The sequence below is a fragment of the Methanothermobacter sp. EMTCatA1 genome (genome assembly GCF_002356395.1).
Classification (GTDB): Archaea; Methanobacteriota; Methanobacteria; order Methanobacteriales; family Methanothermobacteraceae; genus Methanothermobacter; species Methanothermobacter thermautotrophicus.
The window spans coordinates 1,074,645-1,096,148 of record NZ_AP018336.1 but is presented as its reverse complement, the minus strand read 5'-3'; the positions used below and the strand labels follow the sequence as shown (position 1 = coordinate 1,096,148).

The following is a 21,504-nucleotide window of genomic DNA, read 5'->3' as shown; positions in this document are numbered from 1 at the left end:
AATGGGCGGGTCATTTTAAGGGTGTGGCGCGGCACTCTGTAAATTTATATACTGGTGAGTACAATATAGATCCGTTTATTATCACTGATTTAATTCAGGAGATGGTGATGATTAGCCAGGATAAGAAAATGCTCCTGAGACAGCTCAAGAAACTTGAAAGGGAACGTGAAGAGGGAAGCATTTCAGAGAAGGAGTACAGATCACTCAGGGAAAAGTACACACGTGAACTTGAAACCCTGGAGGCAGTGGAGAACATAAGAAGGCTTCAGGGACAGGAGACTCCTGAAAAGCCCCTTGACCACTGGGTGGAGGAGTCAAGAATAAAGAAGGACAGGAAAGAGAAAGAGGAGCTCATTGAAAAATATGTCAGGACAGATGAGACCAGAAGGAGGAAGAGGCCGAACCTGTCCCTGATAGGGGCCATAGTCCTTGTGGTGGCATTCCTCTTTGGCACGGGCTTTGGTCTTTACTTCATGAATATTCAGCCAGAAACTCCGGCCACGGGGACAGTCACGGTGAATGAGAGCGCCTTCCCATCCTCCAACGACACAGTGAAGAATGTAACTGTAACATCCAATAAAACATTCAGTCAGGGAAACACAACACCACAGACACCATCCACACCACAGACGCCATCAACGCCATCCACACCATCAACGCCACAGGATAACCAGGGGACAGGAGGCACTGGCGGCACTCAGAATCCGCCATCATCACCCTAGCGAGGTTAATGATATGAAGAGGTACATGTTAATCCTTTTCATGGTCCTGGTTGTGTCTGTATCCGGCTGCACATCAGAGGATGCAGGCTCTGAAAACCAGACAAAAACGTTTACAGGGAATAACGTTTCATTTGAGTATCCATCAGACTGGGTAACAGCGAATTCACTGGCCAATGACACAGTTGCAGCGGTTGGAGACCCATCATCCGTTGATTCCTCAGGTCTTGCCCAGGTCTCTGTGGTTATCCAGTCAAAGGACCTCAAGGGGAACCTTTACGACATGTACAGGGCGAATTATGAAGCCTTTTTCACAAATTCAAGTTACAGGAGAGTCTCAGAGACCAACACGACCATAGGCAGTTACCAGGCAATCGAAAACCTTTACATCATCACAGACAGCGGAATACAGAAAAAGCAGAGGGCAATATGGATAGAGAACAATGGAAGGGTCTATGTGATACTTTGCACAGCTCCGGCAGATAAATTCGATGCCGAGAGCCGGAACTTTGACCTCATTGTCAGGACCCTGAGGTTCCTCTGATTTTCACACCAGCCCCCGAATCCCTTCTTATTTTTTTGCCATCCAAAACTATAAATTTATATTTATCAAAGTAATTAATTAACCATAGGGTCGCTGCAGTGATAAATAGATGGGCTCTTTTTATTTTATCTCCAGAGGTTTAAGGGCTGCTAATGGCTTTTTAAACCTGGATTATACAGTGTGACCTTGTTCACGATAATCACGGTAACCACTAAAGAAAAGGAGGAAGAAGCAATGGTATTGCCAATATGCGATGTCTGTCTTAAAAGCGGAATTTTATGTCAGGGCTGTGAAAATAAACTTAAAACAGGGGAGGTAACTCAAACTGAACTGGAGATTGCGAAGGTTCTATACAGGATTGGAGAAGGTAAACTGGGATTTAAAAGGGCCATAGACCTTGACGGGATAGTTATAATAATCACAGAAGCTGGTGAGGTTGGTAAACTCATAGGCAAGGGTGGTAAAATTGTGAAGGCAATATCAAGGGCCATAGGAAAGAAGGTCCGGGTCGTTGGAGAGAAATCAGACCTAAAATCAGTTGCAGAAGACGTTCTAGCACCTGCAAGGATATCAGGGATCAACATTGTATTCGGGAAGGATGGGGAAGAACGCTTCAAGATAAGGGTCATGAGGGAGGATGCCAGGAGAGTGCCTGGCAAACTGGAAACCCTCAATAATATAATAGAAATGCTGACCGGTGAGAAGACGGTTGTAGTTATAGATGATACATGATGGGGATTCCATGGAGATCATACTGTGCGTCACAGGGAGTGTTGCAGCCATCGAGGCGGTGAAGCTTGCAAGGGAGCTTGGGAGGCAGGGAGCCGAGGTTAAGTGCTTCATGAGCGAGGACGCCTGCAGGATAATACACCCCTATGCAATGGAATTTGCAACCGGAAGCAAACCTGTACTGGAACTTACAGGGGAAATTGAGCACGTTAAATACGCAGGCGCTGACCTGATCCTTGTGGCGCCGGCAACAGCCAACATCATAGGTAAACTGGCATACAGGCTGGCTGATAACCCCATATCATCCCTCCTCCTCACAGCATCAGGCATGGGCACCCCAATTGTCATGGTGCCCTCAATGCATGAGGCCATGTATGCCGCAGCAGCCGAGAATATCATGAGGCTGAAGGAAGAGGGAGTTATCTTTATTGAGCCCCGTATGGATGAGGGAAAGGCCAAGTTCCCGGACATTGACACCATCGTACTAGAGGCAATGAGACAGACCTCCAGACAGAGACTGCAGGGTAAAAGGGTCCTTGTGAGTCTTGGGGGGACCTATGAACCCATAGACCCCGTCAGAGGGATTACAAACAGGAGTTCAGGGAAGATGGGTCTCGCCATAGCAAGGAGGGCCTACATAGAGGGCGCTGATGTCACGGTTGTGGCCGGCACAGTATCTGTGGAGATACCCCCACAGTTAAGATCCTTCCGGGCAGAGACAGCAGAGGAGATGGCCGAAAGGGTCAGGGAACTCGTTGCTGATCATGATGTATTCATATCTGCGGCTGCAGTGGCCGACTTCAAGCCGGTCTACACTGAGAGAAAGATATCATCCTCAGAGGAGTTTTCAGTTGAACTCAGACCCAACCCCAAGGTAATAGGGATCGCAAGGGAGATTAATCCAGATGCCTTCATCGTTGGATTCAAGGCAGAGTATGATGTGGACGATGAGGCACTGGTGGAATCTGCAAGGAAACAGATAAGGGAATCAGGTGTTGATATGGTGGTTGCCAACGACGTGTCCGTTGAGGGTTTTGGCTCAGACAGGAACCGGGCCATCATTGTCTCAGACATGGTAACCGAGCTTCCCCTTATGGAAAAGGATGAACTTGCGTCCATCATAATTGATGAAGTGATAAGGAAGGTTGGAGACAGCCTGGACCAGTTATTATAGAACTAGAAAAAATATTATTTAGGTTAGAAACAGTTTAACTGCAGTTCTGGTTGTTCTATCCCCTCTCAGCTTTAAAGATTATTAAAGCTACTTTACATCATGATATTAACTCAAAAAATTAAAATTCAACTCCAGGTTATTGTGAACAATAACCCGGAGGTGAAATTATGGCCTGCAGTTGGGATTGAGATTATGTAATTAATCCAATATATACCTTTTTTTACTAAAAATATATCAAAAAATCATATGCCCTTCTAAACATCCTTTTTAACCAGAACCGCCATATGGTCCTTTTCGTAGGGATTGAGACCCACCTGATCAATTATTCTGAAACCAGAAGACTCAAGCTTCCCTACTTCCTCCCGGAAGATCTTTCTGGGACTTCTTGTAACATCTATGCTCCTGGCCTTTATCATTATGAGTCCATAACCATCCCTCTTCAGGAAGCAATCCATATTCTCAATGAATAACCTGGTCTGGTCAGGCTGTGCAACATCACAGTACACGAGATCAGCGGCCTCAACCATCCTGAGGTAACTGAGGGGTCTTGAGGCGTCCTCCAGGAGGGGGGCCATGTTTTTTCTGGATTCACACACACCCAGGAGTTCCCGCATCATCCTGGGAGAGAATTCGATGCAGTAGACCCTCCCATCCGTGACGATATCAGATATGTGTGAGGCAGTTGTCCCGGCCGATGCACCCAGATAGAGAACCCTGGAGTCTGAATTCAGACTGAAACCCCGCAGACCGTTAAGTATGGCCGCAGCAAGCTTGGACCGCCGGGGATCCCAGACCCGGTACTCCCGGCCGCCCCACTCAATGATCCTCTCACCATAGACCTTCACACCGGGGTTGGGGTTAATGGTGAGGAGGGAGTTGTTCATGATAAAGACACCATCCATACCCTTAACTTCCTTCACAGCATACACCTGCCCGCTATCATTTCCTCTTCCTTCTGAAACCCTTCTTCCTTGCCGGGGGCTTCGGGTTATCACTTTTAATGGCTTCAAACCTCTCATTGAATGATTCAACTATTCCCGGATCAAATTCTCTGCTGAAAACGTCCTTTCTAACTGCGATGGCTATCTTACCCGCCAGCAGCCTTGCAACCTTTCCCCTGATCCACCAGGGGGATGACCTTATTGAGGGGTGCTGGAATATAACCCCATGCTTCGGTGGCTTTGCACCGGATTTCAGGTGTCTGAAGAGGGCCTTCTCAGCTCCAAGGACCTGTATTGTGGAGGATGGTAGCATGGCAAGTTCCCTCAATCCTCCGGCATGGGCAATGAGCCTCGCACCAACATTTGACCCTGCAAGGGCCCTGAGGTTGGGGGCAAGCTTCTCCATCTTGATGTCAATGTACCTCTCTGTCTCCTCCCTCAGCCTCTGAAGACCCCTTATATTCTCTGCAAGGCCCCTGAGGATGTGGAGGTCCTCGGAGGTGATATCTGAGCCAAGACTCTCATCAACGTCCATCCTGAAATTTTTCAGTATCTGGTCCCGGTCACCGTACTCTGCAATGAGCTCAACGTACTGTTCATGACTCTTAATACCGTCGAGTTCAGGGAAGTGGAGGGAGTACCATTCTCTCAGCCTTTCTATGAGCTTCCCGGTCTCCTCATCAAGTTCATCAAGGGCATTTATGGACTGTATTATGAACCTGTCTGTCTCCCGGAGGGACTCCCTCAGCCTTTCACGCGCAACCGACATGAGGGCGTCATGTATGAAGTCCCCGGCGGGCATATCAAGGATTTCTGCCAGGATGTCCTCAAGGTTCTCCCTGAGGTGGATGCCTGCCCTGCTTGGAACCTCAAATCTGAGGTTCCTGAACCCGGCATACTCAGGGGAGGGGGAGGCCTCAACCACAACCTCATCGTATTCAGGGGTGAGCCTCTCGAGCATAATCCTCTCCTCCGGTGAAACACCACCCATCTGTGACTCAGCAAGCCTTCCGGGGATTTCATCAACCGGGAAAGGTTCATAATCTATGAGCTCCAGATCTTCACTGAAGGCAAGAGGACCTGCAATGCAACCTGTAAGATAACACTTCATAGGGGTACATCTATAGGTGACGGATATAAATATATTTAGCAGAAGGTGTTTTTCATGCTTGAGACCAGCATATGTAATATTGAACTCCGGAACCCGACCATACTGGCTGCAGGGGTCATGGGTAGCATGGCATCGTCCCTTAACAGGATTTACCGTGCGGGTGCAGGGGCTGTTGTGACCAAGTCCTTCTCACTCAGGCCCAACCCGGGATACAGAAATCCCACAACCGTGGAGGTCACAGGCGGGGTCATAAACGCAATTGGACTCTCAAACCCAGGTGTTGAGGCATTCAGGGAGGAGCTGAAGCTGGTGGATGAGGAGGTACCTCTGATAGCCTCAGTCTATGGGGCATCACCCGAGGAATTTGCCTCAGCAGCGGCTTCAGTGGAGGAATACGCTGACATGATTGAACTGAACGTCTCCTGCCCCCACGCCATGGCAGGGTGCGGAGCCTCAATCGGACAGGACCCTGAACTGACCTTCAGGGTTGTTTCTGCTGTTAAGGATGCAGTGGACGTCCCGGTATCCACGAAGCTCACACCAAACGTCACAGACATCGTTGAGATAGCAGGGAGCGCTGAGGAGGCAGGTTCAGACGCCCTTACCCTCATAAACTCCCTTGGCCCCGGGATGAAGATCGATATAAAGACCGCAAGGCCCATACTCTCCAATGCCTTCGGAGGCATGTCAGGCCCGGCAATAAAACCCGTCGCGGTCAGATGCGTCTATGACGTTTACCGCAGCGTGGATATCCCCATAATGGGTGTGGGCGGTGTCAGGGACTTCCAGGATGCAGTCGAGTTCCTCTTTGCAGGTGCAAGGGCTGTTCAGGTTGGAACAGCCATAATGTATGATGGCCCCGAGGTTTTCATGAAGATATGCAGGGGCCTTGAGGCCTTCATGATGGCCGAAGGATTCTCATCAGTGGATGAGATGGTGGGGCTGGCACATGATTAGGGAGATGGATTCCATGAATGTTCCAGAGGTTCTTGAGATTAAGAGGATAGTTGAGGAATCTGAAAGCGTGAAGACCTTCATATTCAGCTGGGACTTCAGACAGGAGGTTAGACCGGGACAGTTCGTCATGGTCTGGGATTTCAGGGACGAGAAACCCATGTCTGTCTCCCTCATCGACCCTGTGAGATCTGAGATAGGGATATCCATAAGAAGGGTGGGTGAATTCACAGGCAGGGTTCATGGACTCAGTGAGGGCGACCTTCTGGGTATCAGGGGACCCTATGGCAGGGGATTTGAACTCATGGGAAGGGACCTCCTCCTGGTGGGGGGCGGGATAGGGATGGCGCCCCTGGCAGCCCTGGCAGATGAGGCCACCGCAAGGGGTATGCGTGTGGATGCACTTGTGGCTGCAAGGACAGCAGATGAGCTCCTCTTCCTGGACAGGCTTGAGGCTGCCGGCGTGAATATCAGTACGTGCACGGATGATGGTTCCTGCGGGTTTAAGGGATTTGCCCATGAACGTCTCCTCACACTTGAGGGGAACCATGACATGGCTGCTGTCTGCGGCCCGGAACCCATGATGTTTCAGGTTATGAGGATACTTGATGAGAGGTCTGTCCCGGTCCAGCTCTCCCTTGAGAGATACATGAAGTGCGCTGTGGGCATCTGTGGCCAGTGCTGCCTTGATGATACCGGCTTCAGGGTATGTGCAGAGGGACCTGTATTCTGGAGTCAGGAACTATCCAGGGTAAGGGAGTTTGGCCGTTACAGGCGGGACCCGGCTGGCAGAAGAGTGCCCTGGTGGTAGCATGATAGAGAGACTGAGGGGTGCACTGACATCGGCGTCATTCCCTGTGATGGCCCTTTTACTTCTCTCAGCAATTGTGGTATACCCCCTCTGGACCATGCTATTTCTTGGAGCCGTATTCGCCTACATTGTAAGGCCCGTGGCCCTGAGGATAAACCGGAGGATACCATACCTCTCGGTATCCATTATCCTTGCAATGATTGTGGTTATAATGCCACTGGTGGGTATCCTGGTGTTCACAGTTGATTCCATAATAAATTCAGCCCCCTCTCTCCTTTCACTCGCAGGGAGCATCCACGTACCCGGAGCCGGAAATCTACAGCCCTCGGCGGAGAACACACTTGCAAGCCTGAGAACGGTTCTGAGGGACATCCTAAGCGGTTCACTCAACTATGTCGTGGCCATTCTCCAGTCTGTACCAATGATATCCCTTCAGCTCTTCGTATTCCTTTCATCAACATTCTACTTTGCAAGGGATGGTAAGAGACTTGTGGGGTACATAAGGACCCTGATACCGGAGGAGACAAGGCCCTTCATGGAGCGAATGGCCTCTGAGACCGAGAGGGTTCTCCTCAGCATATTCTATGGGCACTTCCTGACAGCCCTTGCAATAGGTTTAATGGCTGCAGTTGGCTTTCATCTTCTCGGATACCCCTACGCCATACTCCTGGGTATAATGACGGGCCTCTTTCAGCTGATACCTGTGATAGGGCCATGGGCTGCCTACACACCCCTCTCCATCTATGACTTTGTCACAGGAAACATCCTGAGGGGAGTACTTGTCCTGATATTCGGTCTCTTCCTCAGCACCATTGACATATACCTGAGACCCAAGCTATCCGGTAAGTACGCGGATATCCACCCCATGATATTCCTGGTGGGATTTCTGGGAGGACCTGTGGTCTGGGGTGTTGCAGGCTTCATTGTGGGGCCACTGGTCCTTGGTCTTGCATATGCAGCCCTTGAGGCCTACCGTATGGAGTCTGGTGGAGAGGAACTGCAATAAGCGCTGTATATCCCAGCCACAGACTTTTTTGAAATTCTATGATCACATACAGGGAAATCGTATTCTGATCAGTGAAAACTGTATGAGATACTGTTGTAAGTTGCAGCTTCTTAACAGATCCTTTATGGCTTTTATCCAGTTCTTTCTTACAGATGCGAGGTTTTTTGGTTTCTCTGAGTTGGTTGAAAGAGTTTTATTAATGCTTAAAAAATTACACGGTTGAGATGGGAATTTTCTGCAGTTACAGGGATATTCATTTGGTTTCTGATATTCCCCAGGTTTTTATTCTTCTGAGAAGTAGTCTGTGTCTATTTTTTTGATCTCGTAGGATGTCACCTTTGATACACCGACGTCGTGGTCGATCATCAGCTGGGCAAGTTCATCTCCATCAATCAGGACTATTCTGTTATCGATGCTGGATGCGTATTCCTGTGCTGCACGTGAAAAGCTGTATGTTGTGATGAAGACTCCCTTTTTAGCTTGCCCCTCCAGTGCACTTGCAAATTTCTGTATTTCAGGTCTGGATATGCTCCCTCTCTTTGCCTGGATATAGATGGTGTCCAGACCTAATTTATCCTCTTTTATAATACCCTCTATGCCTCCGTCTCCACCCTTCTCTATGGCTTCATCTGCATCCTTTCGTGAACCGCCATAACCCATCTTCAATAGGAGGTCCACTATGATTTTTTTGAAAAATCCTGTGGAACAGGACCTAATATTTTCAAGCAACTCCATGGCTAGCTCGTCTCTCAGGGTCTGATAACCGTATTGTAGAGATTCTTCAGGAGTTAGTTTTTCTAATGTTTCTGAGAATTCCTTATCTGTGAGTACCGGTTCAGCGCCCTTCAGTGAGACCCGTTCCTTCAGGTTAGCGTAGACCCCCGGTCCATAGGCGAGGTCGGCCATGTAGGGTTTCTTCAGTCTGTAAACCCTCAGTACCCATATGTAGGCATTTTTCCCGTTAAGATATGATTTTACATGGCCCCTTCTCCAGATGTAGAAATTCTCTGAGGGTATTATTCGAGGCGGTCTTTCCAGGATCTTTTCTACAGTGGCAAAGTATTTGATCTCTGTCTTTTCTCCCTCTTTATGGGGGAGGCTATATTTTTCAACGAATGAGTGGTGTTTTTCCTGGAAACTTTTCAGGTAATCATTTTCATTGGTATAGCTGACTGTGGGGTAAAGCAGGAATTCTTTGAGGTTTGTCTTATATTTTCTGATCAGAATGGTCTGTTTTCCATGTCCTAGGGCCTCTACGATAGCATTCCATTCTTTAAGACACTTTTCTGTGCTCTTCATGAACAATCATCCTCTGTTTTCTTCTATCATTTCATACTCATTTTCAGATGTATTTTCCACCTATTTTTTCTAACATCTCATACTCATCGGTTTAACAGGGGCTGAATTTTTCAAAGTTTTTAAATTCTATGATGGTCATCTCCTTTCTGCCCCCAAAGTAATCCATGAACTCATCCTCCGTGATCATGAGCCTCAAGCCGTATTCTGAGATCATCTTCCCTTTTGGCATCTTCTGAATGGACACTATGTCCGCCCATCCTCTGTATTGCCCATAGGACTCATAGATCACAAATTTGTCACCTGGTGAAAACCTTCCCGGTAAGACCCGCAAAAAACCGTTCTTTTCCTCATCATGGATCCTTTTTGCATACTCAGCAAGCACTGGATGTTTAACTCCCTTAACCATACCCTCTACCTCCCCGTGTATTAATACTGATCACAGGATTAAACTGTTCATTTCATGCCAGCAACTAAGAAGGCTTATTATAAGTCCAACACCCCCAGGAAATCCTAAACACTATATCTTAATAGTGCTACTTAAGTGTTTATTCTGCTACTTGTAGAACGGTAACCAGAGATAAACGCAGCGGGAACACTTTATTAATCTCACATAACAGAATAGGTACATGGAAGATTACAGAATGGTCCTCCTCGACATAGACTACGTGACCGTCGATGAGGTCCCGGTTATCAGACTTTTCGGTAAGGATAAAAGCGGCGGAAATGAGCCCATTATAGCCCATGACCGCTCATTCAGACCCTACATATACGCAATCCCCACTGACCTCGACGAATGCCTCAGGGAGCTTGAGGAACTGGAACTGGAGAAACTTGAAGTCAAAGAGATGAGGGACCTTGGAAGGCCCACAGAGGTCATCAGAATAGAATTCAAACACCCTCAGGACGTGCCGAAGATCAGGGACAGGATAAGGAACCTGGAATCTGTCAGGGATATAAGGGAACATGACATCCCATTCTACAGGCGCTACCTCATAGATAAATCCATAGTACCCATGGAGGAGCTGGAGTTCCAGGGTGTTGAGGTGGACTCAGCACCATCGGTGACAACAGATGTCAGGACGGTGGAGGTAACCGGCAGGGTCCAGAGCACAGGTTCAGGGGCACATGGACTCGACATCCTGAGCTTTGACATCGAGGTGAGGAACCCCCATGGCATGCCTGACCCTGAAAAGGACGAGATAGTGATGATTGGTGTCGCCGGTAACATGGGCTACGAATCTGTCATATCAACGACCGGCGACCACCTTGACTTTGTTGAGGTGGTTGAGGATGAAAGGGAACTCCTTGAGAGATTCGCAGAGATCGTAATTGATAAGAAACCGGACATACTGGTGGGATACAATTCAGACAACTTTGACTTCCCCTACATAACAAGGAGGGCGGCTATCCTGGGCGCGGAACTCGACCTCGGCTGGGATGGTTCAAAGATCAGGACCATGAGGAGGGGCTTTGCAAACGCCACAGCTATAAAGGGAACGGTGCACGTGGACCTCTACCCGGTCATGAGGCGGTACATGAACCTTGACAGGTACACCCTGGAGAGGGTCTACCAGGAACTCTTCGGCGAGGAGAAGATCGACCTCCCCGGTGACAGGCTCTGGGAGTACTGGGACCGGGATGAGCTGAGGGATGAACTCTTCAGGTACTCCCTGGATGATGTTGTTGCAACCCACAGGATAGCAGAGAAGATACTCCCCCTCAACCTGGAGCTCACACGGCTGGTGGGCCAGCCACTATTCGACATCTCCCGCATGGCAACAGGTCAGCAGGCGGAATGGTTCCTTGTCCGCAAGGCATACCAGTACGGGGAACTGGTACCAAACAAGCCATCCCAGTCAGACTTCTCCAGGAGGAGGGGTCGCAGGGCGGTCGGCGGATACGTCAAGGAACCAGAGAAGGGTCTCCACGAGAACATAGTCCAGTTTGACTTCAGGAGCCTCTACCCAAGCATAATAATCTCAAAGAACATCTCACCAGACACCCTGACAGATGACGAGGAATCTGAATGCTACGTGGCACCTGAATACGGTTACAGGTTCCGCAAAAGTCCCAGGGGATTCGTACCCTCGGTTATAGGCGAAATACTCTCAGAGAGGGTGAGGATCAAGGAGGAGATGAAGGGATCAGATGATCCCATGGAGAGGAAGATACTCAATGTGCAGCAGGAGGCCCTCAAGAGACTTGCAAACACCATGTACGGTGTATACGGGTACTCAAGGTTCCGCTGGTACTCAATGGAGTGCGCCGAGGCCATAACCGCATGGGGCAGGGACTATATCAAGAAAACAATAAGAACTGCAGAGGAATTTGGGTTCCACACGGTCTATGCCGACACCGATGGTTTCTATGCAACCTACAGGGGATAGCTAATTAAAATCAGGGTACATGTTTCAATCCTCAGTGGCTCCCCGGACCTCCTTAATGAAGCGTTCTATTATCTCCTCTGCATCAAGATCGATGACAGGGACATCGGCGTTCCCGGGCTTCACAGGGACATGGGCAAAAACAGGACCATCCATCGCCAGTGCCTGTTCAAAGTCCAGGTCATCAGCGAACCTGATCACATTGAAGCCCATGGACTCTGCAACGGCCCCAAGGTCTATCACATCGGCGTAGGTGCACTGTGAGCCGGTTGTCGCGTAGCACCTGTTGTCGAGGAGGACTATGATGAGGTTCCCAGGGGACTGTGCAGCTGCAGTGACCAGGCCTCCAAGGTTCATGAGGATGGAACCGTCACCGTCCAGGACAACCACCCTCCGCTCCTGTGAAAGCGCGAGTCCGAGCCCGATGGAAGATGCCATCCCCATGGATCCAAGCATGTAGAAGTGCCTTGACGAGTCCCTGATACTGTAGAGCTCCCTTGAAGGAAACCCAAGGTTACATATGACGAGCTCATCCTCAAGGACACCCGTTATCCTTTCTATGGCTTCAATTCTCTCAAGCATCATATCACCAGTAGGATACATCCAGCAGGACTGCCACGGCCTTACCAGTCCTCAGGGAGATATCTGTAAGTTCTCCTATGGATTCCCTGGCCTCAGCAGGACTTCTGGGGGTCCTGAAGGGTATTTCAAGGATCCTCAATATATCCCCGGTGGCCCTTCCCATGGGCACCTGGGCCTCCATGAACTCTCCCTCGGTGCCCCGGTGACTTACAATTATGGTTATGGGGATATGGTAGAGGCTGTAGAGGGAGGCCAGGACGTTCACTGAGTTACCGAGGCCTGAGTTCTGCATCAGTATGGCGGTTGTCTTTCCAGCCATGTGGGCCCCGGCTGCAACACCGAAGCCCTCCTCCTCCCGGGTAACCGGTACGTGCATGATGGCAGGGTCGGCATCCACCATTTCAAGGACCGTCCTGAGATTCACACAGGGGACGCTGACGGCGAAGTCTATCCCTGCATCCTTCATACCCGCGTAAACAGCTTCGCTGCTATCCACTTTCATAACTCCCTAATTTCGAGATTTATATCAAGTTCTCTGGCTATTCCAAGAATCCTCTCAAGGAGCTTTTCATCCAGTTCGATACCCTCAGCACGCCTTCTCTTTATGTTCATGCTCTCAATGTCCCCGGGTATGAGGACGTCACCGCTTGATTTAACCTCCTCAATGAATTCATCAACCTGGGCCCTGAACTCATCGGGGTCAACCATCTTTGATGGGTCGATGGCCATCATGAGGTCTCCCTTGGTGCACATCTCCTCAGGGTTCGCTGTTCCGGTGACAGCGGTTCCGAAGGCAGCACCAACGAGGGGCCCTGCAAGTATCTCTATCATGAATGAGAGGGCGTATCCCTTGTGTCCACCGAAGGGGAGGATGGAGCCCTTAAGGGCCATTTCAGGGTCGGTGGTGGGTTTACCCTCTGCATCCAGGGCCACATTTTCAGGTATGCTCTCGCCCTTCCTGGCGGCCTCCAGGAGTTTTCCCCTGGCCGATGCAGAGGTTGCCATGTCCACGGAGACGTAGTACCTGTTTGATGGGATGCCAATGGCCACAGGGTTTGTTCCAAGGATGGGTTTCCTGCCCCCGATGGGTGCGACGGCCGGCTCGGTGTTTGCTATAACAACACCTATCATGTCATTCATGACGGCCATATCAGAGTAGTAGCCGGCGACCCCGAAATGGTTGGAGTCATGGACACCGACAAGGCCAACACCCGTATTCCTGGCCTTCTCAATGGCAAGCTCCATGGCCCTGTAGGCAACAACGTGTCCGAATATGTGGTTACCATTTATGAGGGCAGTTGACTCGGTTTCCCGCTCAATGGTTATGTCACCATCTGCCCTTATTGTTCCATGCCTCAACCCATCAACGTACTGGGGGAACCTGCCGATTCCATGTGAGCTGAATCCCTTCAGGTCAGCGTCCAGTGTGACGTCCGCAACTATATCTGAGCTCTCCTCCGGAACATTCATGGCGGTGAGTATTTCCTTTATGATTTTAACTTCCTCTTCAGGGCTTATCCTCATAAAAGTCCTCCTAAAGTTTTATGGTTTCACCGGTGCAGGCTTCGAGTTCAACCTCTGATCCCCTATCTGTAACCTCCCCGATGGGGTGGGCCCTGTCTCCGAGTATGCTGAGGGCTTCATCCACGTCATCCGGAGCTACAACTGCACAGAAACCCACTCCCATGTTGAAGACCCTGTACATCTCCCTTATGTCAACGCCTGCCTCGTGGATAACTCTAAATATCTGCTGTGGTTCTGGGAGGGAATCCAGGCGGTACCCGACATCCTTTCTCAGTCTCTTGAGGTTGCCAAAACCTCCCCCGGTTATGTGGGCCAGTCCATGGACATCAACATCTGATTCAATCAGTTCCATGATGGGCTCCACGTATATCCTGGTGGGTCTGAGGAGTTCGTCCCCAACGCTGCTGCTGGATCCGGGCATCTCATCCTCCGGGGAAAGTTCAAGTTCATCAAAGAATACCCTGCGCGCGAGGCTGAGGCCATTGCTGTGTATCCCGCTGCTCTCAAGTCCTATAACAGTGTCGCCGGGGGACACATCCTCCCCGGTTATGATCCTGTCCACATCAACAAAGCCGATCCCCGTGGCTGCCAGGTCAAGGTTCCGGATTATGCCGGGAAGGGACGCTGTCTCCCCACCTATTATGGCAACCCTTGCCATTTCAGCACCCATTGCAAGTCCCTTTCCTATCTCCCCGGCCACTTCAGGGTCCGGACGTTCGACTGCAAGGTAGTCAACCAGGGCAGCCGGCCTTGCACCCACGCAGAGGATGTCATTGACCACCATTGCAATGCAGTCTATACCCACGGTATCGTAACGGTCCATCATCTCCGCCACAAGGATCTTGCTCCCGACACCATCGGTGCTCATGGCGATGGCCACATCACCCATCCTCACCAGGGCCGCGAAGTGCCCGGCTCCGGTGATAACGTCACAGTACTTAAGGGTGTCACTCAACCTGGAAGTTAAGCTGGAAACGGTGAGCTCCTCCAGGTCTATATCCACTCCAGATTCTGAATAGGTTACCATTAAATCACCACTAAAGAATAGTTTAAGGTTATCTAAATAGTTAGCCTCACTGGATACGCACGGTTTCCAGGTTCAGGGGGGTCTTGGTCTCTATCCGGTATGTCCTGTAGATACTTGATGCCAGGTCAAGGGTCTTGTAGTTGTCTCCGTGACACAGGAGTATCTTCTCGGGTTTCGGTGATATCCTCTTGACGTATTCCATGAGCTGCCTCCTGTCTGAGTGACCGCTGAAACCCTCAATGGTCTTTATGTTCATCCTGACATTGTAGACCCTCATCTTATCATCCTCATCCTTGAGGGGGATCTCCTTCCAGCCCTTCTGGATCCTTCTACCAAGGGACCCCTCGGCCTGGTAACCGACAAATACAAGGGAATTGTCAGGGTCCTCACATAGCCACTTGAAGTACTCCAGTGAGTTACCACCGGTCAGCATACCTGAAGTTGAGAGGATTATGGATGGTTCGCCCTCAACTATCTCCCTCCGCTCATCCATACCGTTCACCTTGTGGAAGATGTCTGAGATGAAGGGATTGTGGCCCATGTGGAATATCTGGTCCCTCAGGTCCTTGCTGAGGTACTCTGGCCTTGCAGTGTGGATTGCATTGGCCTCCCAGATCATACCATCAATGTAGACAGGTACCTCGTCGATTATGCCCGTCCTTATGTACTCCTCAAGGACTATCATGAGTTCCTGGGCCCTTCCAACAGCGAAGACCGGTATCAGTATCTTACCACCCCTCCTGAGGGTTGAGTAGATGGTCTTAACGAGTTCCTTCTCTGCACGGTTCCTTGATGGCTGGACATCCTCATGGCCCCCGTAGGTGCTCTCCATCACGAGGGTTTCAATCCGGGGGAACCTGTTTGCTGCAGCCTCCAGGAGTCTGCTCTGCTCATACTTGAAGTCCCCTGTGTAGACCATGTTGTGCTGCCCGTCCCCTATGTGGAGGTGTGCCATGGCAGACCCCAGGATGTGACCCGCGTTGTGGAGTGTCAGCCTTATATCAGGGGCTATGTCTGTCACCTCACCATAGTCGAGGGTTATCGTGTGCTTCACGCTCTTCTTAACGTGCTTCACATTGAATGGGAGGGGTTCATCCTCCCTGTGGGCAATGTCGATGTGGTCCAGCTGCAGGAGCGTCATGAGGTCCCTTGTTGGTGCCGTGCAGTAGACGGGCCCATCGTAGCCGTAGTGGTAGAGGTATGGGAGGAAACCTGAGTGGTCAAGGTGTGCATGGGTGATTATGACTGCGTCAAGGCTGTCAAGGGTGAATTCAGGGACATTGAGGTAGGGATAGGAGTTCTTATCATCTCCACCCGCAACGTTGACACCACAGTCCAGGAGGACCCTGCTGTTGGGGGTTTGAAGGTAGAGGCAGGACCTTCCAACCTCCCTGAAACCACCCATGGCGGTGAGCCTTGCCCAGTCATTGTCATACTTTGGCTTCTGATGTATCCGGTTCCCAAGTTGCTGCAGAATCTTCTTTCTTTCCTTGCTGTTCTTCCTCAGTGTTCTACGTATTCTTTCTATTATCTCAGAGGATATTGGTGGTGTTCTCAGTATCTTGGGTGCCCAGCCAGTGTTCTTGACTATTTCCCTTGACGTGGATCCGTACTTGCCTATCACAAGTCCTGGTTTCCGGGCCTCAATTATCACCTCACAGGTGACATCATCAAAGGATATGTTGGTTATCTTGGCCTCCTCGGGCACTATCTCATGTATCTTCCTTATGGCCTTCTCAGGGTCCATGAGGACGGACCTGTCGGATCTTATAATTATCCTCTTCCGGATATCCTTTGCAATGTCCCTTATGAGGTTGCCGTTCTCGGTTATTATCTCCGGGTTCTTGGTGTATATTACCACCTCGGGCCCCTCGAATTCCACCTTCGCAACCTGGACCCTCTCGGGAAGTCTCTGCATTATTGTCCTTTTGATTTCTTCAAGCATCTCTGAAACCATAAGATCACTTCTAAAAAACAGGGAGTATCAGTAAACAGGTGTTTACTGCAATTAAAAATAGGAGAAAAATCAGTTGAGGTTTTCAATCCTTTTCTGGATTTCCTCTTCACTAAGCATCCTGAAACCTTCCTCCTCTGTGACGGTCGCCACAAGGATTCCGTTACCTGAGTAGGTGTCCCTCTCCATGGCGGATTTTACGGCCCTTATGGCCACGTCCACTGCCTCGTCCACGTACAGTTCATCACTGTATCTGTCCTCAAGGACACCGTAGGCAACCGGTGAACCGGAACCCGTTGAGACGAACTTGTCTGGTATCATCCCCCCTGACGGGTCAAGGGAGTAGATCTTTGCACCGTTCTCGTCGACGCCTCCAAGGAGTGTCTGTACTATGAATGGATAGAAACGTGATGAGTGTAATATATTAGCTGCAAGTGCAGCGGCGGCCTCTATGCTTATTTTTTCTGAGTTTCTCATGCGGTAAAGTGCAGCCTCAGCCTTGAGGTACTTCATGAGGCTCTGAGCATCCGCCACTGAACCTGCGATGGTCGCGGCTATGTGTTCATCTATTTTAAAAATCTTGTCTGTAGCCTTATGGGCTATGAGGTTGCCCATACTGGCCCTTCTCTCTGTGGCAAAAACAACTCCATCCTTGCATGTTATGCCAACAGTTGTGGTGCCTTTCAGCGTGTTTTTATCGTTCATAGATACACCTCTAATAAAAATAATAAAAAACCAGTCCTAGATCCCATTGTGTTTTTATGGTATATAAAGGGTTTTCATTTAACCCTGCAAAGGGCTGTCCCCATGGACATAAAAGTTCTGTACCAATATATAACAGGAGGTCCTTATTAAACTTTGCGATTTTTTTATAATAGATAGGGCTCCCTGAGGGGTTGGACACAGGTTATCCTGTCATTAAAAAGGAATAAGGGTGGGAGTATCAGGTTATGATCTCTGGAAGGCGGTCCTGCTCTGCGGCCACCATGATCTCCCTTGCAACGCGACGGCCCATGCTCATGCCCTCACCGTGGAGGAGGTAACTGTAGGTTGAACCGTGCATGAAGGTGTTTGTACCCCCATCTGTACGTGCGCTCATCTCAAATGTCACAATCTCAAGGTTATCTGTGCACATGGTCTGGAGACAGAAGGGGCCGTTCATGCCAGGCGGAACAATCTTGTTTGCTGCTTCCACCATCCGGTCTCCTATGTCAAAGACCTGTGGGAGAAGGGATTCCCTCATGGCAACCGGGTGGTTACCGGTTATCACGTAGGAGGGGTCAAGGTTTATGTCAAGCTGGTCCCTTGCAGGTATCCTTACGAGGCCGTCGATGTTTGACTCAAATCTGCTGTCCATCCCCATTAGTTCGACCTCATCGTTCATGATTGAGTAGAAGTAGTGGATGCAGAAGTTGGTACCTGCTACGTATTCCTCTATGTGGGCATCTTTAACATCGTCCTCAGTTATCCAGCCCCTCTCCAGCATGGAGTCGATCTTTTCATTGAACTCCTCTGTACTTGAAGCCACGAAGTATCCACGACCACCCCTGGCACCAGGGAACTTGACCATGACTGTCCTGTCTATTTCCTCAGGGTCAGTGTACTTGAAGGGTATCCTTATACCTGCCTCCTCCATGAGCTTCCTCTCAAGGTCACGTTCGGATTCCCATCTCAGTATATCCCTGTTACCGAACATGGGGACATAGAAGTCGTTTTCAATATGATCAAGACCTGCATAGGCCACAAAGGAGCCGTGAGGGACTATTATGCTGTTCATTGACCTCAGTTCGTCCTGAACATCATCATTCACTATATCACTGAATTTATCAACCATTATGAATTCATCTGCAACTCTGAACCGCTGATATGGAACTTCACGACCCTTCTCACAGACAACTGCGGTCTTGAAGCCCTCCTGCTTTGCACCGTTCAGTATGTGCAGTGATGTGTGGCTGCCCAGGGTTGCTACTGTTATATCTTCCCTGCTGTATCCTTCAAGGATGTCGAGTATCTCATCACGGTTTACCTTACTCATAAAAAAACCCCTTGGATTTATATATAAGTGGTTTAATTTCATGATAATTATCTTTTTTGTCTTCCGTAGAAGCCATTAAATACTTGGAGGAAAAAAGAACACTTATGGATTTATTTTTTTAAACACTCCCCTAAACAGTGAAAACCATGAAATGGGCAAGGATAGGAGATATTATAGTCCTCAACAGGGAAGCGGATGATCCAGAGGCTTTACTTGAGATGGAGGGGGTCAGGAGTGTAATCCAGGTGGAGGGTATACATGGTCCCCTCAGGAGGCCGAGGGTCAGGGTACTTGCAGGCAGCGGCACAGAAACGGTTCACAAAGAGAACGGCTGCCTCTTCAGGATAGACCTCTCAAGGGTCATGTGGTCACGGGGTAACATAAACGAGAGGGCCCGGATACCGTCACTTGTGGAGGAGGGTGAGACCGTTGTCGACATGTTCGCGGGTATAGGGTACTTCTCCATACCGGTGGCTGTCCATTCAGATCCAGGCAGTGTTTACTCAGTGGAGTTAAACCCGGACTCATTTGAACTCCTCAAATCCAACATAACCCTCAACAGGGTTGAAGGGATAATAGAACCCATCATGGGGGACTGCCGTGAGGTAGCCCCGGAACTTGATGCTGACAGGGTTATAATGGGTTACGTTGGAAGGACACACCACTTCCTTGACGCCGCAATGGAGTGTGTCAGGGATGGAGGCGTTATACATTACCATGAAACCGCACCGGAGGCCATAAGATTCTCAAGACCCCTCAGGCGGATTGAGAGGGCGGCGCATCCAAGGAGGGTCTCACTGCTTGATAAGCGCGTTATAAAGAAGTACTCCCCCGGGGTCTGGCATGTCGTGCTGGATGTCAGGATACACTAGCTGCAGGCAGGAACTGAGGGTGTCATGATACAGGTGGAGTAAATAGAATGCATCGTATATGAATAAAAAAATGGGTTTAAAGCATTCATAGAGATAACTTCATGGTATGTAACCGCTGGGGCTATTCATAGATTTAGAAGGTGATATTCTGGTACCTAAGGTTGCGGGTGTGGATCCGGCGGCAGCGGATGGAAGGGAAAGCGGTATTTTTATCCTGGAGGGCGACAGCTATGAACTATTGAGTGCCTTCTCCCTCCGGGAGATAATAGATGCAGTTAAGTCTGCAGATGTGGTGGCAGTCGACGCACCCCTATCCCTCCCGGCCGGGCGCTGCTGCCTTGAACATGACTGCAGCTGCAGCAGACATGGCCACTTCAGAAGGGCCGACCTGGAGCTGAGGCGGTATGGCTCCGTCCTTCCCCTCACATGGCGGGGTATGAGGGAGCTCACCATGAGGGGCATGAAGATGGCAGAGACACTGGGATCCATGGGGGTGAAGGTAATTGAAACCCACCCGAGAACTGCAGATTCAGTGGCAGGTCTCTCGGGATGGATGAAGAGAAAACTGGGAATTGAAGATCTGGAGATGAGTGTACACCAGAGGGACGCCCTCATAGCCGGAGCAGTCGCCATCCTCTACTGCAGCGGAGACTTCATTGAACTTGGAGATCCGGTGGAGGGCACAATAGTTCTACCATCCCCTGGCGTGGAATTGTAGGATTCAGTGTCATGGTAGCCAGTGGCCGGGACTCACAGAGTCTCGATGAACCGGGGATAAAGCTCTTCTATCCGTTCCATCACACGGGGGCTCAGAAACTCCCTGGACATGAATTTTCTGTATACAGGGAGCCTCTCCTCAAGAGCAAATCCAGCAGATTCGGTGATCCTTTTAAGTTCATCTATCTCTGGCCATGGTGCCTCGGGATTCACATAGTCCCGGCTGATGGGTGATACACCACCCCAGTCATCTGCACCGGCCAGGAGGAATACCTCACCGGTTTCCCTGTTCAGGTTCGGAGGGACCTGTATGCTCACATCAGGGAACATTATCTTTGCAGCCGCAACCATCTTCACCATTTCAAGGAGGGAGGGTTCCTTCTGGTTCTCCATGGGGATTCCAGGTTTTGAGCGGAAGTTCTGGATTATTATCTCCTGTATATGCCCGTACCTGTCCTGTATCCGCCTAAGCTCAAGGAGGGACTCGGCCCTCTCCTCGAGGGTTTCACCTATACCTATGAGCAAGCCGGTGGTGAAGGGTATCCTGAGTCTCCCAGCGTCCTCTATCATCTTTATCCTCAATCTGGGGTCCTTACCAGGGCTTTCACGGTGGGCCTCTGTTTCCATGAGCCTGGGACTCGCTGATTCGAGCATGAGGCCCATGGATGCGTTTACCTCCTTCAGCATCCTCAGTTCGCGGTAGCCTATCACACCCATATTGGTGTGTGGAAGGAGTCCAGCATCAAGGGTCAGCTCACAGAGGTGATATGTGTAATCAGTCATATCTCCAAAGCCAAGGGATTCAAGCTTGTCCCGAACCCCCGGGAATTCATGGGCATCCTCACCGAAGGTGAAGAGGGCCTCGGTACAGCCGAGGGAGAGGGCTCTCCTCACCTCACCCATAACGTCTTCAGGTTCAAGCAGGGGGGGCTCAGGGGTGTCCGACCTGAAGGTGCAGTATCCGCAGCGGTTCCGGCAGGCCCTTGTGAGGGGTATGAATATGTTCCTTGAGTAGGTCACGGTTCCAGGTTCACAGGCCCTCTTCATGAGGTCCAGTATATCAGGTCCCTTCATGAGGAGGACTTCGAGTACTTCGTCCTTTGAGTGGAGCATGGGAGCAC

At 50.1% G+C, this 21,504-nt stretch carries 22 protein-coding genes; 10 read left to right on the top strand and 12 right to left on the bottom strand.

Annotated features, from left to right (window positions below; genetic code table 11):
* Positions 1–107: 107 nt before the first annotated feature.
* The 4 genes from tca_RS05805 (at position 108) to coaBC (ending at position 3,166) form a co-directional block, all read left to right on the top strand.
* Complete coding sequence (locus tag tca_RS05805) at positions 108–722, top strand: hypothetical protein (protein WP_286708693.1); 615 nt, start codon at positions 108–110, stop codon at positions 720–722.
* 13 nt (positions 723–735) lie between these two features.
* Positions 736–1,263: a PsbP-related protein gene (locus tca_RS05800; RefSeq protein WP_286708692.1), complete on the top strand. Its 528-nt coding sequence runs from the start codon at positions 736–738 to the stop codon at positions 1,261–1,263.
* Positions 1,264–1,497: 234 nt separating this feature from the next.
* The gene (locus tca_RS05795; protein ID WP_048060993.1) at positions 1,498–1,995 is read left to right on the top strand and encodes a transcription elongation factor NusA; all 498 of its coding nucleotides are present in this window, start codon (positions 1,498–1,500) and stop codon (positions 1,993–1,995) included.
* A gap of 10 nt (positions 1,996–2,005) precedes the next feature.
* Positions 2,006–3,166 carry a bifunctional phosphopantothenoylcysteine decarboxylase/phosphopantothenate--cysteine ligase CoaBC gene (gene coaBC / locus tca_RS05790; protein WP_286708691.1) on the top strand — a complete coding sequence of 387 codons (1,161 nt, stop codon included), beginning with the start codon at positions 2,006–2,008 and terminating at the stop codon, positions 3,164–3,166.
* Positions 3,167–3,420: 254 nt separating this feature from the next.
* Here coaBC and tca_RS05785 read toward each other — a convergent pair whose 3' ends face one another.
* Together tca_RS05785 and tca_RS05780 are read right to left on the bottom strand one after the other, a co-directional pair.
* Positions 3,421–4,095 carry a fibrillarin-like rRNA/tRNA 2'-O-methyltransferase gene (locus tca_RS05785; RefSeq protein ID WP_286708690.1) on the bottom strand — a complete coding sequence of 225 codons (675 nt, stop codon included), beginning with the start codon at positions 4,093–4,095 and terminating at the stop codon, positions 3,421–3,423.
* Between the two features lie 10 nt (positions 4,096–4,105).
* Positions 4,106–5,218 (bottom strand): NOP5/NOP56 family protein, encoded by a 1,113-nt coding sequence (locus tag tca_RS05780; protein WP_286708689.1) that lies wholly within the window; start codon positions 5,216–5,218, stop codon positions 4,106–4,108.
* Between the two features lie 54 nt (positions 5,219–5,272).
* Here tca_RS05780 and tca_RS05775 point away from each other — a divergent pair, with 54 nt between their 5' ends.
* The 3 genes from tca_RS05775 to tca_RS05765 are packed head-to-tail and all read left to right on the top strand — an operon-like array spanning position 5,273 to position 7,989.
* A complete protein-coding gene (locus tag tca_RS05775) occupies positions 5,273–6,175 on the top strand; it encodes a dihydroorotate dehydrogenase (RefSeq protein WP_286708688.1) in 903 nt (300 codons plus the stop codon).
* A 4-nt stretch (positions 6,176–6,179) separates the two neighbouring features.
* Positions 6,180–6,983, top strand: a complete 804-nt coding sequence (locus tca_RS05770) for a dihydroorotate dehydrogenase electron transfer subunit (protein WP_394339338.1) — start codon at positions 6,180–6,182, stop codon at positions 6,981–6,983.
* A gap of 1 nt (position 6,984) precedes the next feature.
* Positions 6,985–7,989, top strand: coding sequence for an AI-2E family transporter (locus tca_RS05765; RefSeq protein WP_286708687.1), 1,005 nt, complete (start codon positions 6,985–6,987; stop codon positions 7,987–7,989).
* Positions 7,990–8,271: 282 nt separating this feature from the next.
* Here tca_RS05765 and tca_RS05760 read toward each other — a convergent pair whose 3' ends face one another.
* Positions 8,272–9,288 carry a restriction endonuclease gene (locus tag tca_RS05760; RefSeq protein WP_286708686.1) on the bottom strand — a complete coding sequence of 339 codons (1,017 nt, stop codon included), beginning with the start codon at positions 9,286–9,288 and terminating at the stop codon, positions 8,272–8,274.
* A gap of 91 nt (positions 9,289–9,379) precedes the next feature.
* Complete coding sequence (locus tca_RS05755) at positions 9,380–9,694, bottom strand: hypothetical protein (RefSeq protein WP_286708685.1); 315 nt, start codon at positions 9,692–9,694, stop codon at positions 9,380–9,382.
* A 220-nt stretch (positions 9,695–9,914) separates the two neighbouring features.
* Between tca_RS05755 and polB1 the strand changes: the two genes are divergently transcribed.
* Positions 9,915–11,675 carry a DNA polymerase PolB subunit 1 gene (gene polB1, locus tca_RS05750; RefSeq protein ID WP_286708684.1) on the top strand — a complete coding sequence of 587 codons (1,761 nt, stop codon included), beginning with the start codon at positions 9,915–9,917 and terminating at the stop codon, positions 11,673–11,675.
* A 24-nt stretch (positions 11,676–11,699) separates the two neighbouring features.
* Here the strand turns inward: polB1 and comE are convergent, their stop codons facing one another.
* The 7 genes from comE to tca_RS05715 form a co-directional block, all read right to left on the bottom strand.
* The gene (comE, locus tag tca_RS05745; protein WP_286708683.1) at positions 11,700–12,257 is read right to left on the bottom strand and encodes a sulfopyruvate decarboxylase subunit beta; all 558 of its coding nucleotides are present in this window, start codon (positions 12,255–12,257) and stop codon (positions 11,700–11,702) included.
* Position 12,258: 1 nt separating this feature from the next.
* Entirely contained in the window at positions 12,259–12,756 is a 498-nt protein-coding gene (comD, locus tag tca_RS05740; RefSeq protein ID WP_286708682.1) for a sulfopyruvate decarboxylase subunit alpha, read from the bottom strand.
* Positions 12,753–13,778, bottom strand: a complete 1,026-nt coding sequence (comC, locus tag tca_RS05735) for an L-sulfolactate dehydrogenase (protein ID WP_286708681.1) — start codon at positions 13,776–13,778, stop codon at positions 12,753–12,755. Before comC ends, comD begins: the two co-directional genes overlap by 4 nt.
* Positions 13,779–13,788: 10 nt before the next feature.
* Entirely contained in the window at positions 13,789–14,805 is a 1,017-nt protein-coding gene (gene purM, locus tca_RS05730; protein WP_286708680.1) for a phosphoribosylformylglycinamidine cyclo-ligase, read from the bottom strand.
* A 46-nt stretch (positions 14,806–14,851) separates the two neighbouring features.
* The gene (locus tca_RS05725; RefSeq protein WP_010876827.1) at positions 14,852–16,762 is read right to left on the bottom strand and encodes a beta-CASP ribonuclease aCPSF1; all 1,911 of its coding nucleotides are present in this window, start codon (positions 16,760–16,762) and stop codon (positions 14,852–14,854) included.
* A gap of 69 nt (positions 16,763–16,831) precedes the next feature.
* Positions 16,832–17,464 (bottom strand): archaeal proteasome endopeptidase complex subunit beta, encoded by a 633-nt coding sequence (gene psmB, locus tca_RS05720; protein WP_048175764.1) that lies wholly within the window; start codon positions 17,462–17,464, stop codon positions 16,832–16,834.
* Positions 17,465–17,702: 238 nt separating this feature from the next.
* Positions 17,703–18,794, bottom strand: a complete 1,092-nt coding sequence (locus tca_RS05715; RefSeq protein WP_286708679.1) for a formate--phosphoribosylaminoimidazolecarboxamide ligase — start codon at positions 18,792–18,794, stop codon at positions 17,703–17,705.
* A 146-nt stretch (positions 18,795–18,940) separates the two neighbouring features.
* Here tca_RS05715 and tca_RS05710 point away from each other — a divergent pair, with 146 nt between their 5' ends.
* Both tca_RS05710 and tca_RS05705 read left to right on the top strand, forming a co-directional pair.
* Complete coding sequence (locus tca_RS05710) at positions 18,941–19,666, top strand: class I SAM-dependent methyltransferase family protein (protein WP_286708678.1); 726 nt, start codon at positions 18,941–18,943, stop codon at positions 19,664–19,666.
* Positions 19,667–19,835: 169 nt separating this feature from the next.
* Positions 19,836–20,384, top strand: coding sequence for a DUF429 domain-containing protein (locus tca_RS05705; RefSeq protein WP_286708677.1), 549 nt, complete (start codon positions 19,836–19,838; stop codon positions 20,382–20,384).
* A gap of 32 nt (positions 20,385–20,416) precedes the next feature.
* Here tca_RS05705 and cofG read toward each other — a convergent pair whose 3' ends face one another.
* On the bottom strand, positions 20,417–21,496 hold the full coding sequence (cofG, locus tag tca_RS05700; protein WP_286708676.1) for a 7,8-didemethyl-8-hydroxy-5-deazariboflavin synthase CofG: 1,080 nt from the start codon (positions 21,494–21,496) through the stop codon (positions 20,417–20,419).
* Positions 21,497–21,504: the final 8 nt, after the last annotated feature.